Origin of the sequence: Citrobacter sp. Cs237 (assembly GCF_030332325.1) — a bacterium.
In the GTDB taxonomy this organism is placed as follows: Bacteria; Pseudomonadota; Gammaproteobacteria; order Enterobacterales; family Enterobacteriaceae; genus Citrobacter_A; species Citrobacter_A sedlakii.
This window is the reverse complement of record NZ_JAOWIB010000109.1, coordinates 115332-129873: the sequence shown is the minus strand read 5'-3', so window position 1 is coordinate 129873 and position 14542 is coordinate 115332. Positions and strand designations below refer to the sequence as shown.

The window sequence follows — 14542 nt, the reverse complement described above, 5'->3', positions numbered from 1 at the left end:
AGCATAACGGTGGAGTTAGTGATGCTGAAGCGTTTCTTTATTACAGGTACAGACACTTCTGTTGGGAAGACGGTGGTTTCCCGCGCATTACTACAAGCGTTAGCGTCGGGTGGTAAAAGCGTGGCTGGCTATAAACCTGTCGCCAAGGGCAGTAAAGAGACCCCGGACGGTCTGCGCAATAAAGACGCGTTGGTGCTGCAGAGCGTCTCTACGCTGGACTTGCCCTATGAAGCGGTGAATCCCATCGCGCTGAGCGAAGATGAAAGCAGCGTCGCCCACAGTTGTCCCATTAATTACACCCTGATTTCTGACGGGCTGGCCAGCCTGACTGAAAAGGTCGATCACGTTGTGGTAGAAGGCACCGGCGGCTGGCGCAGCCTGATGAACGATCTGCGCCCGCTCTCCGAATGGGTGGTTCAGGAACAGCTTCCGGTACTGATGGTGGTGGGCATTCAGGAAGGGTGTATCAACCATGCGCTGCTGACAGCCCAGGCGATCGCCAATGACGGCTTACCGCTGATCGGCTGGGTCGCTAACCGCATCAACCCGGGCCTCGCGCACTACGCCGAAATTATCGACGTGCTGAGCAAAAAACTGCCCGCGCCGCTGATTGGCGAGCTGCCTTATCTGCCGCGCGCTGAGCAGCGCGAACTGGGTCAGTACATTCGCCTGTCAATGCTCGGCAGCGTGCTGGCGGTAGATCGAGTCGTGGCGTAAGGTTCGCGACAGCACCGAGGCCAGTACACAGGCTATCAACAAGCCGGGGAGCAGTCGATACTCTCCGGTCATTTCACAAATCATCAGCGCCGACATTACGGGCGCATGCGTTGTCGCTGCCAGCAGCGTCGCCATTCCCGTTAAGCCTAACAAGACCGCCAGTTCGTCGGAACCGGGAAGCCACATTCCCCAAAGGCGTCCAACACACATCCCTACGGCCAGGCCGATAAACAGCGTCGGGGTGAATACGCCGCCAGGCGCGCCGGAACCGCTGCTGGCCAGCACCGCGAGCAGCTTGCAAAGAAAAATCCCCATGACAACCGCCATCAGCGGCGGCGAAAGCAGAAATGACTGCACCACGCTGTAGCCGTTGCCCCATACCGTTGGCGTGAGCAGGGAAAGTAAGCCGACGATGAGCCCGCCCAGCGCCAGTTGCCACGGCGGTGACAGTTTGAGCAGAAGAAATGCGCGGTGGCTGGCAGACATCAACCCCATCAACAGGGGGCCGCAAAGACCGGCAAGCAGGCCTGTGCTGACGATCAGTCCGTACTCGGTAAGATGCAACGACCGCGACAGATGAACTGTGTAGAGCACATCGTTACCCCCGTTCAGCGCATGGGTGATCAGCAGCGCTACCACGGCGGAAACAACGACCGGACCGAGCGACGCCAGCATCAACGTACCAAACAGGACTTCCGCAATAAACAGGCTGCCCGCCAGCGGGGCGTGATACGCGCTGGCCATACCTGCCGCCGCGCCGCAGGCGATCCACAATTTCCACTCGTGCTGAGGTGCGAACCGGCGGGCAAAGCAAGAGGCCGCCAGCGCGGCCAACAAAATCATCGCCCCTTCACGACCAATCGCGCTACCGCTGGCGACCACCAGTAGCGAAGCCAGGGATTTGATTAAGCTCGCGCCATAATCAAACCGACCGTCGGTTTGTAGGGCTTCCATATAGTCAGTGGGCGCGTGCGGCCGCAACTGGCTGCGCTTTTGCCATCCCCACAGCAGCAAACCGGCCGCCAGTCCTCCCAACGCTGGCGTCAGGACGCGTCGCCAGGGTGACAGACCCGTCGCGGCGTTGACCAGACTGCCGCTGTCATTGCTGAGAAATACCCATTCCAGCAATAGCATCGCATGACGGAAGCAGGCGACCGCCAGCGCGGCGAAGATGCCGACGAGGGCGGCAAAGCACAGACGGCGAAACATGGCGCGTAGATCGGGCCAGGCATGAAGACGATGCATAAACGGTTACAGGAAGTCTGAAACCGTCTATTTTGCGGTGAAAAGGGCACAGAAGCAAAAGCCGTGAGTGCGAAAAGGGGTAGCCTGATCAGCAACCCTCTGTCAGGTTACGCGGTTAATGACTGTCGTGGATGTTCAACGCCCGGCGGGTGCGTCCCGAACTCAGGTAATCGGCAATATAGTCCTGGGAAATTTCACCATTGTAGCGGCCGTCTTCATCGACAATGGGCATCCAACTGGTGTTACTCTCGTACAGACGCGACAGCACGATACGCAGGTTATCTTCCGCCTTTCCGGTGATGCGGAAGGGATGAATGATATCCGAACAGACCCCGGTGGCGTTCCGCGCTTCCCGGCGCTTAACGAAGCCCACGGGTTTTCCATCGGCATCCACCACGGTGATCGCGCGAATATCGTTATCGTCCATGATGGCAAAGGCCTCCTGCAGCGGGGTAGTGGGACGCGCCGTCAGCGTCGGCTGCTGATCGGTGACATCCCCCGCTGAAACCAACAGCAGACGTTTAAGCGTTCGGTCCTGGCCGACAAACGAGCCGACAAACTCGTTAGCCGGCTTCGCCAGCAGTTCATCCGGGCTGGCGCACTGGACGATTCGCCCCTGCCGGAAAACCGCGATCCGATCGCCGAGCTTCAGGGCTTCATCAATATCATGACTCACCAGCATAACGGTCTTTTTCAACGCGCGCTGCATTTCCAGAAACTGGTTTTGGATCACTTCCCGGTTAATGGGGTCAACGGCGCCAAACGGTTCATCCATCAGCAGTACCGGCGGATCGGCTGCCAGCGCGCGGATCACGCCGATACGCTGCTGCTGCCCCCCGGACATCTCTTTTGGATAGCGTTGGAGGAATTTCTTCGCATCCATTGCCACCATATCCATTAACTCCTCCGCGCGTCGTTGACAGCAGGCCTTGTCCCAGCCCAGCATCCTCGGCACCACGGTGATGTTCTCTTCAATCGTCATGTTCGGGAACAGGCCGATTTGCTGGATCACGTAGCCAATATTGCGGCGCAAGGTGACAGTATCCATTCCGCTGGTGTCTTCGCCGTTGATCAAGATATTACCGCTGCTGGGCGTGATCAGGCGGTTAATCATTTTCAGCGTGGTGGTTTTGCCACAGCCTGACGGCCCCAGCAGAACGCACATTTCGCCTTCCGGAACGTTCAGATTAACGTTATCTACCGCCTTCAGCGGTTGGCCCTTCTTCTGGGAAAATTGTTTGGTGAGGTTTTCCAGTTTTATCATTATCGAATCCCCTTTGGTGTCAGAACGACCTGCAGGCGATGCAGTAGCCAGTCCAGCACAATCGCTAAAATACAAATCAACAACGCACCGGCGATCAGCATGCGAATATCGCTGCCGCCGATACCGTTTAATAACAGTAAGCCCAGACCGCCCGCGCCAATCACGGCGGCGATCGCCATTACGCCGATGTTCATGACCACAGCGGTGCGAATACCGCCAAATATCACCGGCAGCGCCATCGGAATTTCAACCCAGCGCAGGCGCTGCCAGAAGGTCATGCCGATACCGCGACCGGCCTCGCGCAGCCCCGGCGGCAGACTGTCCAGCGCCGTATGGGTATTGCGCACGATTGGCAGCAATGAATAGAGGAATACCGCGGTAACGGCGGGTAACGCGCCGATTCCCTGACCGATCAGCGAAAAGAGCGGGATCATTAAGCCAAACAGCGCAATAGACGGGATGGTGAGCATCAGGGTCGCGAAGCTGAGTACCGGCGTGGCCAGCCATTTGTGGCGAACAATCAGCACGCCCAGCGGTACGCCAATCACTATTGCCAGGCCGACGGCCAACAGCACCAGCCATAAATGCTGGAAGGTAAGGCTGGCGAGATAGCCCGCGTTATCAATCATGAAATGAATCGTGTCCATATTGGCTCCTTACAGCAGCTTTTTCTGTTGCAGGAATTCACGCGCGACCTGCTGAGGCGACTGATGATCGATATCCACTTTCGCATTGAGCGTACTTATTACGTCGTTGTTCAGTAGAGCGGAAAGGGTATTCAGCGCCTCTTCCAGTCCCGGGTTGGCATCAAGAATCGGTTTGCGCACCACCGGGGTGACCGCGTAGCTGGGGAAAAAGCCTTTGTCGTCTTCCAGAACTTTCAGATCGAACCCTTTTACTCGCCCATCGGTGGTATACACCAGCCCTGCGTCAACAAAACCATCGCGAACGGCGTTATAGACAAGACCAGGATCCATCTGGCGGATCTGTGGGCGGTCCAGATTCATCTGGTAAGCCTGCTGTAAAGGTTTCATACCGTCGCTACGACCGGCAAATTCAAGGTCGAGGCCCAGTAGCCAGTTTTTATCCGGATCGGTCTGGCGAATGTGGTCAATTTTCGCCACCATTTGGGACATCGTGGTGATGTTTTCCGCCTCGGCGCGTTTGCGCTGCATGGCAAAGGCGTAGGTATTATTCATATCGGCGGGTTTCAGCCAGACCAGACCTTTCTCTGCATCCAACCGCTTCACCGTGTCGTAGGACTCCTGCGGCGTCATCCGTTTATCGATACGGTTGAAAATGATCAGCGAAGTGCCGGTATATTCCCAGGTCACATCAATCTGGTTGTTGACCATGGCGTTACGCGAAATCACGGCCGCAATATTGGTACGAGGCTCAACCTGAAAGCCTTTCTTTTGCAGATACAGCACCGTCATCGCCGACAGAATGTGCTGCTCGGTAAAGCCTTTCGTGGCGAGGACGATCGGGGCGGCTTGCGCCTGCGCGCTGAAAATCAGCACACAGGCAAGCCAGCCCAACAGGTGTCTTTTAATCTTCATTTAGCGCTCCATGTTCTTATCATTGTCTTCAGGCCGTGTGCGGACTCAGGGCCCGGCCAAGCCATGCGAGCAGGCTGTCAAGGATCAGGGCGAAAAGCGCCGTGGCGGTCGCGCCCAGAATAAGCGTCGGGAAGTCGTTCAGGTAAATACCGGGGAAGATCAGCTCGCCGTAGCTGCTGGCGCCAATCAGAAAGGCCAGCGGGGCGGTACCGACGTTAATGGCCGTGGCGATCCGGATCCCTGAAAGCATGACCGGCCATGCGTTCGGCAATTCCACCTGCCACAACCGCTGCCATTTGGTCATGCCAATGCCGTTCGCTGCTTCAATCAGCGAGGCCGGGACGGAGCAGAGGCCCGCGTAGGTGTTACGAACGATGGGCAACAGCGAAGCCAGGAACAGCGCGACGATCGCCGGAATATCGCCGATGCCGATAATCACCATGGCGAGCGCCAGCACAGCCAGCGGAGGCAGGGTGTTGCCGACATTAAAGATCTGCATGACGTATTCGGCAATGCCTTTGGCGGCTGGACGACTCAGTAAAATGCCGCTCGGGATCCCCACCAGCAGAGCCAAAAACATTGAACTGAACACTAAAAACAGGTGCTGTTTACCGAGATACAGCAGATCGACCTGTCGGGCCTGGAGCGTGTCGAGGCCGACTCCCCAGACCACCAGCGCCAGCACAATGATAATGGCGAAAGTGAAGGCGGCGACGCGTTTTAACGCGGAAGTGTGCATTGCGGTGTGTCTCCCTGTTTGCATGCGTTATGGCAGCGGGTTGCCGCTGCGTGTTGTTATGCCATGTATCGGCAGGGTGTTTTGAGCTATAGCAACAGGGGGAGAAGGCCGCCAGTCAGACGGCGTAAAAAGTGAACCAGGCTGCTGATCTGTAAGGGGGATCAGGCCTTATGGCGCAACGGGTGGTTCGCTCTGTAAAGAATTGTCTTAAAAGCGGCAATAAAAAGTGACGTTGTCACAATCGTGTCGGGCCGGAAGCGCCATCCTTCTGCTTTCCGGCCAGCGTAAAGTGAGGTTTTATGCTCACCGATACAGTTTTTTCACGGCCACCGGGACGATCAGAGTCGACTGCCAGTCGGCAAGGGTCAGACGCGCCAGCTCGCCGACGGCCTGGTAAAACGGATGTCCGGCATTGTCGATAAAAACATCGAGAAAGCGCGACGACCATGGCAACAGATGCCACGCCAGCAGTTCGGCGCACTGCGTATGGCGCCCGTTTTCTGCCAGCCAGGCGGCGAGAAGCAACAAGGCGCCGAAATGGTCTTCCGGCTCATTTTGCTGCATCGCAAAGTGAATCCCGTTGTCGCGCATCCACTGGCGCAGGGCCAGCGTGGAATCACCAAACAGCACATTTTCACGATCCAGCCAGACGGAACCCCACGGTGGCGAAGGCAGCGCGTAAGGTCCGACAAACAGACGCTGCCATGCCTGCGCCAGCGTTTCTTCCGCGTCGCGCTGAAGCAACTGACCGAGAGGCGCAAGCTTATGCGCGGGCAGCGGCCACTGGGCCTGCCACTCTTCTGTTTTTAATAATGCGACCAGCGGCGCGGCCTCATTGCTGTCCGGCGCATAGTAAAACAGCGCGCCCAGTACCCGCGCCGTCATGGCGAAATCGTCACGTTGCGTAAATTCAGTCATTAACAGTATCCAACAATGCAGGTGTATTGCACGATGCGTGCATCAGTGGGCGAGAGTGTACCCGTTCAGGCGCGGCGGGTATTAATCCAAATCAAAAGGACGTTACCCACCGGGAAAGGCGGGTAACATCGGGTCGCATTATTGCGGTTCGGCGCTGGCGCCATCCTGCGAAGTCGCAGTATTTGCCGGCGCATTGCCGCTGCTGGTGCGGGTATACAGAATTTTGTGGGTGTCGTTGGCGCAATGTCCGACGACCTGGGAATCCGGCTGGTCAGCCTGATCGTTTGGCACAATGCTGAGCGTAAAATTCGCTTCCGGCACGCCGTTATTAATGATGCGCTGTTCAATATCGCTTTTAACGCGTTCGCACGAGTTCGGAACCGCAAAAACCAGCGGGGACGCGCTCAACAATAAACACATCAGTATTCCTCGGGTGACTTTCATCATCTGCTCCTTTTATGAGATGCGCTAAAATAAGCATAGCACCCTTAGTGTAAATAACTGTATTTGCTAATATGATTGGGAATCATCCATGGTTGACGGGGAATGTGTGAAAAAACAGTGCCTTTTTTTGCTTTGCGGCCTTGTGCTGGCAGGATGCGACACTAACACGCTGCCGCTTTCTTTTACGCCTGAAATGGCCAGCTTCTCAAATGAGTTCGACTTTGACCCGCTGCGGGGCCCGGTGAAAGACTTCAGCCAGACATTACTCAATGAAAAGGGCGAAGTGGCGAAACGGGTAAATGGCTCGCTTTCTGAGGAAGGCTGCTTTGATACGCTGGAGTTGCACGACCTGGAAAATAATACCGCCGTTGCCCTTGTTCTGGATGCTAACTATTACCGCGACGCGGAAACGCTGGAAAAGCGGGTGCGCCTGCAAGGGAAATGCCAGCTAGCGGAGCTGCCCTCTGCGGGTGTGGTCTGGGACACCGATGACAATGGGTTTATTGTCACCGCCGTTGGCAAAGAGATGAAAGTACATTATCGCTATGATTCCGAAGGGTATCCACTGGGGAAAACCACCGTGACGAAAGATCAGACATTATCGGTGGAAGCGAAACCTTCATCGGACCCGCGTAAGAAGCTCGACTATACGGCAGTAAGTCTGCTGAACGATCGCCCGTTAGGCAATGTGAAGCAGACCTGTGACTACGACAGTCACGCCAATCCTACAGATTGCACGCTGGTGATTATCGATCAAAGCGTCAAGCCCGCCGTTGAGCATAACTACACCATTAAAAATACCATCGATTATTACTGACGTTGCCGCGCAGCGTTTACTGCGCGGTCGGTTTCAACATGGCGGGTGCGGACGTTTTCAGTTCCGTCAGATACTGATGCTGGAAAATACACATTCGTATGGTGTTGCGGTATTCGCCGTTGATGAAAAACTCATGGATTAGCTCGCCTTCCACCATAAAGCCCAGCTTACGGTAGATATGAATCGCTTTTTCATTTTCTTTATCAACGATTAAATACAGTTTATACAGGTTAAGTACGGTAAATCCGTAGTCCATCGCCAGCCTGGCCGCGCGTGAAGCAAGTCCTTTACCCTGAAATTCAGGGGAAATAATGATCTGAAACTCGGCTCTGCGGTGGACGTGGTTAATCTCCACCAGTTCAACCAGTCCGGCTTTCTGGCCGTCGCACTCTACGACAAACCGGCGTTCACTTTGATCGTGAATGTGCTTGTCGTAGAGATCCGACAACTCAACGAATGCCTCGTAAGGTTCTTCGAACCAGTAACGCATTACGCTGGCGTTATTGTCGAGTTGATGGACGAAACGTAAATCTTCACGCTCCAGCGGGCGCAACTTTACACTGAGGGCGCTTGTCATACCGATTCCTTAGCGTCTTTTCGCATCACGACATTAAGGCGCGATAACCCGGCCTGTACGGCGGTCCAGACAGCGCAGGGTATTCGGTTCCCAGTACGCATTGAGATTAGCGCTTTGCTCACAGCTGTCGCGGTTATCAAAAGCGGCATCTGCTTTGTCCCACTCTTTTTCAGCGCGTTTATTCACTTTCTGGCGCAGATTGCGCGTGTCATTCCATTGTTCTTTTTGCATTGTCGCTTGCTGACGGCTCAGCGCGCTGTCGCCGGACTCGATCACCAGCCTGCTGGTCTCAGCCTGAGCAGACGCGGTATACACGACAGCACCAAGCAGCAGCATTGCCGTCAGGCCCAGACGCTTGCTAAGTGTAATGTTCATGGCAAATTCCTTTCATGAGTGGGGTATAAAATCATCACTTGTAGGCAAATTCTACACTAATCACGGCGCAGGGCATACCCGCCTGAAGGTCATGGATAAGCGACGACGATTATCGCGTATCATGATTTAACCTCAGCTCAATAAACGACAACCATGATCAAAACGACACTTCTTTTTATTGCCACGGCGTTGTGTGAAATCGTCGGCTGCTTTTTACCCTGGCTCTGGCTAAAACGCGGGGCAACGATCTGGCTGTTGGTTCCCGCTGGCATTGCTCTGGCCCTGTTTGTCTGGCTGTTGACGCTCCATCCGGCTGCCAGCGGACGCGTATATGCCGCCTACGGCGGCGTCTACGTATGTACTGCGCTCGTATGGTTACGCATAGTGGACGGCGTTAAACTTAGTCTTTATGACTGGACAGGGGCCGTCGTTGCGCTGTGTGGCATGCTGATCATTGTTGCGGGATGGGGACGGACGTAGTTCGCTTTTTTGTGATCGCCCGTCGGTTTTTTGATCACCATGCTTGTATGGTAGTTCGGGAATGAATAAATTTCTTGCATCACTAATTTGATGTAAGGAAAGCGCATGGAAAGTGTCGTTATTCAGCAACCCAATAATCTGGTGATTGAACAACGGGAATTACCCGAACCGCGAAAAGGAGACGTTCGCGTTCGGGTTAAACTCGCCGGAATATGCGGATCGGACAGTCATATTTATCGCGGTCATAATCCGTTTGCGAAATATCCACGCGTTATCGGTCACGAAGTTTTTGGTGTGATAGATAAAGTGGGCGAGGGCGTAGATACCCGCCGTATTGGTGAACGTGTGGCGCTGGATCCGGTTATTAGCTGCGGGGAATGCTATCCCTGCTCAATTGGTAAACCCAATGTTTGCACGTCATTAGTGGTATTAGGCGTGCACCGGGACGGCGGTTTTAGTGAATATGTGACTGCGCCAGCCAGGAATGCCTACGTTATTCCGGAGACGATCCCCGATCGTCACGCCGTGATGGTTGAACCTTTTACGATTGCCGCAAATGTTACCGGACAGGTTGAGCCGACAGAAAATGATATTGCGCTCATTTACGGCGCCGGTCCGATGGGGTTAACCACTTTACAGGCGTTAAAAGGTGTTTATAACGTTGGCACCGTGATTGTGGCCGATCGCATTGAAGAACGTCTGGCGATGGCAAAAACATGCGGCGCTGATGTGATCCTGAATAATAGCGAGCTTACACTGCAGTCCTGGCTCGAAGAAAAAGGAATCAAGCCGACCCTGATTGTTGACGCGGCCTGTCATCCAGCCATTCTCCCGGAAGCCATTGGCCTTGCGTCACCTGCGGCGCGTATCGTGTTAATGGGTTTTTCCAGCGACCCGTGCGTGATTACGCAGCAGGGCATTACCGGTAAAGAGCTTTCTATTTTTTCATCGCGACTGAATGCGCACAAATTTCCCACCGTCATCGAATGGATGGAAAAGGGATTTATCGATCCTGAAAAATTAATTACTCATCAGTTTGACTATCACCATATTACCGACGCCCTTGAAATATTCGAAAAAGATCAGCGTCAGTGCTGCAAAGTATTACTGACCTTTTCTGCATAACAGACGAACAATGCGGTAAATGCCCGATTCGGCGGGTATTTTGTGGTACGCATCTCCTTTTCAGAGATAGCTAATATGAATACATTAAAACATGAAAGAAGTACGCAGGATCTGGTGCGCGCCGCCGTTTCAGGTTGGTTAGGCACTGCCCTGGAATTTATGGATTTCCAGTTATATTCTCTTGGCGCCGCGCTGGTGTTTCATGAGATATTTTTCCCGGAACAATCCGCGGCTATGGCGCTTATTCTGGCGATGGGCACCTACGGCGCAGGGTATATCGCTCGTATCGTCGGCGCTTTTATATTCGGCAAGATGGGCGACAGAATAGGGCGCAAAAAAGTGCTCTTTATCACCATCACCATGATGGGCATCTGCACCACCTTAATTGGCGTTTTGCCGACTTACGCGCAAATCGGAATTTTTGCGCCAGTGCTGTTAGTCACTTTACGTATTATTCAGGGACTAGGCGCGGGGGCGGAAATTTCTGGCGCCGGAACCATGTTGGCGGAATACGCGCCGAAAGGGAAACGCGGAATCATTTCATCTCTGGTGGCGATGGGCACCAACTGCGGTACGTTAAGCGCCACGGCGATCTGGGCGGTGATGTTTTTCGCTCTTGACCGTGAAGCGTTGCTGGCCTGGGGATGGCGTATTCCGTTCCTCGCAAGCGTAGTGGTCATGATCTTTGCCATATGGCTGCGCCTGAATCTGAAAGAAAGCCCGGTGTTTGAGCAGGTCAACGAAGGTGAAACCACCGCAGCGCCGACGGCGGCAGATGTTTCTCTGGGCGCGATGTTTACCAGTAAATCGTTCTGGCTGGCAACGGGGTTACGTTTTGGGCAAGCCGGTAACTCGGGATTGATCCAGACGTTTCTTGCCGGTTACCTCGTCCAGACGCTGTTATTCAACAAATCGATACCCACGGATGCGCTGATGATAAGCTCGATTATCGGTTTTATCACTATCCCGCTTCTGGGCTGGTTGTCAGACAAATACGGACGCCGTTTACCCTACATTTTGTTAAACATCTCGGCCATCATTCTTGCTTACCCGATGCTGTCGATTGTCGTGGATAAAACGTACAGCCCCGGGATCATCATGACGGCGCTGATTGTCATTCATAACTTTGCGGTGCTTGGCCTGTTTGCGCTTGAAAATATCACCATGGCGGAGATCTTCGGCTCCCGTAACCGCTTCACCCGCATGGCGATATCGAAGGAGGCCGGGGGACTGGTCGCGGTGGGGTTCGGTCCGGTACTGGCGGGCATTTTCTGCAACATGACCGGCAACTGGCTACCGATCCTGGTGATGATCGTCATTTATTCCCTGATAGGCCTCATTTCCGCGCTGCTGATGCCGGAAGTCTGCGATCGCGATCTGCGTATTCCTGAGGATGCGGCAGAGGTTACAGGCAGTAAACAGAGGCTGCCCAGCGCCAGCCGCATTTAACCCCTGCGTTCAAAGCGGTTACGTATTCACGGACCGCTTTTTTTGCGCATCGGCACAAACCCCACGTCAGTGGACGCTGATTTTTGTGATCTCAGTGGAGAATCAGGTTCGTAATACTTGTATGGTAGTATGCGTAAAGCGTAAATTCTTAATATCACCACATAGAGGTAGGAAGAAAAATGAAGATTGTAGGGGCTGAGGTTTTTGTCACCTGTCCGGGACGTAACTTTGTCACGCTGAAAATAACCACCGAAGACGGTATCACCGGACTGGGCGATGCCACGCTGAATGGGCGCGAGCTTTCTGTCGCGTCGTACCTGAAAGATCATCTCTGCCCACAGTTAATCGGTCGCGATGCGCACCGTATCGAAGATATCTGGCAGTTTTTTTACAAGGGTGCTTACTGGCGTCGCGGCCCGGTAACGATGTCTGCCATCTCTGCTGTCGACATGGCGCTCTGGGACATCAAAGCCAAAGCGGCAAACATGCCGCTGTATCAATTGCTCGGCGGCGCGTCCCGCGAAGGGGTGATGGTATATTGCCACACCACCGGACATACCGTTGACGATGTGCTGGAAGATTACGCTCGCCATAAAGAGATGGGCTTTAAAGCGATTCGCGTGCAGTGCGGCGTACCGGGGATGAAAACCACTTACGGTATGTCCAAAGGGAAAGGGCTGGCCTACGAACCCGCAACCAAGGGACAGTGGCCGGAAGAACAGCTCTGGTCTACCGAGAAATACCTCGACTTCACGCCGAAGCTGTTTGCAGCCGTTCGCGACAAGTTCGGATTCAATGAACACTTACTGCATGACATGCATCATCGCTTAACGCCGATTGAAGCGGCGCGTTTTGGAAAGAGCATCGAAGATTATCGTCTGTTCTGGATGGAAGACCCGACGCCTGCGGAAAACCAGGAATGCTTCCGCCTGATTCGACAACATACCGTTACGCCGATTGCTGTCGGTGAAGTCTTTAACAGTATCTGGGACTGCAAGCAACTGATAGAAGAACAGCTGATCGACTATATCCGCACCACCATCACCCATGCAGGCGGCATTACCGGAATGCGCCGCATCGCCGATTTCGCGTCGCTTTATCAGGTTCGCACAGGCTCCCACGGGCCGTCCGATCTCTCTCCGGTGTGCATGGCTGCGGCGCTGCACTTTGATCTCTGGGTGCCCAACTTCGGCGTTCAGGAATACATGGGCTATTCAGAGCAAATGCTGGACGTTTTCCCGCATAACTGGCGTTTTGACAACGGTTATATGCACCCGGGCGACAAACCGGGACTGGGCATTGAGTTCGACGAAAAGCTGGCGGCGAAATATCCCTATGACCCCGCTTATCTGCCGGTCGCCCGACTGGAAGATGGCACATTGTGGAACTGGTAAAGGCGCATTGCAACTCAATCAGGAGAAAAAACATGGGCTTCATTAACGATCGTTTCATGATCGATAATGAAGTCGGTGTTCGGCTTTATCAGGACATCGCAAAAGATCTGCCGATCATCGACTATCACTGTCATCTTGAAGCAAAAGATATTTACGAGAATAACGCGTTTGAGGATATTACCCAGCTCTGGCTGGCGGGCGATCACTATAAGTGGCGTGCAATGCGTGCGAACGGGATTGATGAGCGATGCATAACAGGCGACGCGAGTTCGGAAGAAAAATTCCAGGCCTGGGCAGAAACCGTCGAAGCCTCATTTGGTAATCCGCTGTATCACTGGACGCACCTGGAGCTCAGTCATTATTTTGACTGTCATCTAACGCTCGACAGCCATAACTGGCGTGAGGTGATGGAATACTGTAACCGTCTGCTCCGGCAGCCGGATTTTACTCCGCGTCGCCTGATGGAACGTTCAAAAGTGGAGGTCGTTTGTACTACCGATGCCCCCCTCGACTCGCTGGAATATCATCGGTTATTACGACAGGACAACTCTTTTGGTATTAAGGTGTTGCCGACATTCCGTCCTGACGATGTGTTTAGCGATGACCCCGCCCGGTTTGCGGAATTCACGACCAAACTGGCGCAGAGTACAGACGAAGAGGTGAAGACATTTGCACAGTTTTCTGAAGCTATCCGACAACGCATTGCCTGGTTTCACAACGCTGGATGCCGAATTTCCGATCACGGTCCTGCCTGTATTGACTATCAGGCAGCAACGCCTGAACGTGTTAACGCACTGTTCTCCCGTAAAGCGTCAGCAGAGACATTAACTGCTGAAGAAGAGCGTCAACTCAATAGCGCCATTTTCGTGATGCTGGCAGGGCATTACAAAGCGTTTGGTTGGGCGATGCAAATTCATTTTGGCGCAATCCGCAATACTAATAGCCGAATGCATCACCGACTGGGAATAAATACCGGATTTGATTCCATTAATGATCAGTCACGTCTGGCGTCTTCGCTTAATCATTTGTTTGATGCAATGATGCAAGAAAATGCGTTGCCTAAGACCATTTTGTATAACCTGAACGCTATTTATAACGATATTGTCGCGACTACCATCGCCAATTTTCAGAGCGCGGAGTTTGGTGTGAAATCGCCCATGCAGTTTGGCTCTGGTTGGTGGTTTAACGACACTCGTAGAGGCATGGAAAATCAACTGAATAGCCTGGCCGATCAGGGATTGCTAATGCATTTTGTCGGCATGCTAACGGATTCACGAAGTTTTGTTTCTTATACTCGCCACGATTATTTTCGCAGGATCCTTTGCAATCTTATTGGCGGATGGGTTGAGAAAGGAGAAGTACCTAACAATAAAGATATTCTGACGCGAATGATTAGAAATATCTGTCACGATAATGCTAAAAACTATTTTAAATTTTAA

At 53.6% G+C, this 14542-nt stretch carries 16 protein-coding genes; 7 read left to right on the top strand and 9 right to left on the bottom strand.

The window, feature by feature from the left end; all coding sequences use genetic code 11:
- Positions 1 to 21: 21 nt before the first annotated feature.
- On the top strand, positions 22 to 717 hold the full coding sequence (gene bioD, locus OGY07_RS20685; RefSeq protein WP_042282874.1) for a dethiobiotin synthase: 696 nt from the start codon (positions 22 to 24) through the stop codon (positions 715 to 717).
- On the opposite strand, the gene clcB is transcribed toward bioD, so the two are convergent.
- The 7 genes from clcB to OGY07_RS20650 all read right to left on the bottom strand — a co-directional run bounded on the left by clcB (position 673) and on the right by OGY07_RS20650 (position 6886).
- Positions 673 to 1962 carry a voltage-gated ClC-type chloride channel ClcB gene (gene clcB / locus OGY07_RS20680; protein WP_269535883.1) on the bottom strand — a complete coding sequence of 430 codons (1290 nt, stop codon included), beginning with the start codon at positions 1960 to 1962 and terminating at the stop codon, positions 673 to 675. The genes bioD and clcB overlap by 45 nt on opposite strands.
- Before the next feature lie 115 nt (positions 1963 to 2077).
- Positions 2078 to 3226: an osmoprotectant ABC transporter ATP-binding protein OsmV gene (osmV, locus tag OGY07_RS20675; RefSeq protein ID WP_286602883.1), complete on the bottom strand. Its 1149-nt coding sequence runs from the start codon at positions 3224 to 3226 to the stop codon at positions 2078 to 2080.
- Positions 3226 to 3873, bottom strand: coding sequence for an osmoprotectant ABC transporter permease OsmW (osmW, locus tag OGY07_RS20670; protein ID WP_042282879.1), 648 nt, complete (start codon positions 3871 to 3873; stop codon positions 3226 to 3228). Before osmW ends, osmV begins: the two co-directional genes overlap by 1 nt.
- Positions 3874 to 3882: 9 nt before the next feature.
- The gene (gene osmX / locus OGY07_RS20665) at positions 3883 to 4785 is read right to left on the bottom strand and encodes an osmoprotectant ABC transporter substrate-binding protein OsmX (protein ID WP_060569730.1); all 903 of its coding nucleotides are present in this window, start codon (positions 4783 to 4785) and stop codon (positions 3883 to 3885) included.
- A 28-nt stretch (positions 4786 to 4813) separates the two neighbouring features.
- The gene (gene osmY, locus OGY07_RS20660; protein WP_042282882.1) at positions 4814 to 5524 is read right to left on the bottom strand and encodes an osmoprotectant ABC transporter permease OsmY; all 711 of its coding nucleotides are present in this window, start codon (positions 5522 to 5524) and stop codon (positions 4814 to 4816) included.
- Positions 5525 to 5827: 303 nt separating this feature from the next.
- Entirely contained in the window at positions 5828 to 6442 is a 615-nt protein-coding gene (gene dmsD / locus OGY07_RS20655; RefSeq protein ID WP_181823215.1) for a Tat proofreading chaperone DmsD, read from the bottom strand.
- Positions 6443 to 6580: 138 nt separating this feature from the next.
- Positions 6581 to 6886, bottom strand: coding sequence for a DUF1161 domain-containing protein (locus OGY07_RS20650; protein WP_407208844.1), 306 nt, complete (start codon positions 6884 to 6886; stop codon positions 6581 to 6583).
- Positions 6887 to 6992: 106 nt separating this feature from the next.
- Here OGY07_RS20650 and OGY07_RS20645 point away from each other — a divergent pair, with 106 nt between their 5' ends.
- The gene (locus OGY07_RS20645; RefSeq protein ID WP_286602877.1) at positions 6993 to 7703 is read left to right on the top strand and encodes a YnfC family lipoprotein; all 711 of its coding nucleotides are present in this window, start codon (positions 6993 to 6995) and stop codon (positions 7701 to 7703) included.
- 16 nt (positions 7704 to 7719) lie between these two features.
- On the opposite strand, the gene speG is transcribed toward OGY07_RS20645, so the two are convergent.
- Both speG and OGY07_RS20635 read right to left on the bottom strand, forming a co-directional pair.
- Positions 7720 to 8280 (bottom strand): spermidine N1-acetyltransferase, encoded by a 561-nt coding sequence (gene speG / locus OGY07_RS20640; RefSeq protein WP_042282890.1) that lies wholly within the window; start codon positions 8278 to 8280, stop codon positions 7720 to 7722.
- 33 nt (positions 8281 to 8313) lie between these two features.
- Positions 8314 to 8655 carry a DUF1283 family protein gene (locus OGY07_RS20635; protein WP_181823213.1) on the bottom strand — a complete coding sequence of 114 codons (342 nt, stop codon included), beginning with the start codon at positions 8653 to 8655 and terminating at the stop codon, positions 8314 to 8316.
- 153 nt (positions 8656 to 8808) lie between these two features.
- On the opposite strand from OGY07_RS20635, the gene OGY07_RS20630 reads away from it, so the two are divergent.
- The 5 genes from OGY07_RS20630 (at position 8809) to uxaC (ending at position 14542) form a co-directional block, all read left to right on the top strand.
- Entirely contained in the window at positions 8809 to 9135 is a 327-nt protein-coding gene (locus OGY07_RS20630; protein WP_205611989.1) for a YnfA family protein, read from the top strand.
- Positions 9136 to 9240: 105 nt separating this feature from the next.
- The gene (locus OGY07_RS20625; protein WP_181823211.1) at positions 9241 to 10260 is read left to right on the top strand and encodes a Zn-dependent oxidoreductase; all 1020 of its coding nucleotides are present in this window, start codon (positions 9241 to 9243) and stop codon (positions 10258 to 10260) included.
- A gap of 75 nt (positions 10261 to 10335) precedes the next feature.
- Complete coding sequence (locus OGY07_RS20620) at positions 10336 to 11709, top strand: MFS transporter (RefSeq protein ID WP_060569738.1); 1374 nt, start codon at positions 10336 to 10338, stop codon at positions 11707 to 11709.
- 179 nt (positions 11710 to 11888) lie between these two features.
- Positions 11889 to 13103, top strand: coding sequence for a starvation-sensing protein RspA (rspA, locus tag OGY07_RS20615; RefSeq protein WP_042282900.1), 1215 nt, complete (start codon positions 11889 to 11891; stop codon positions 13101 to 13103).
- A 32-nt stretch (positions 13104 to 13135) separates the two neighbouring features.
- Entirely contained in the window at positions 13136 to 14542 is a 1407-nt protein-coding gene (gene uxaC, locus OGY07_RS20610) for a glucuronate isomerase (protein ID WP_286602870.1), read from the top strand.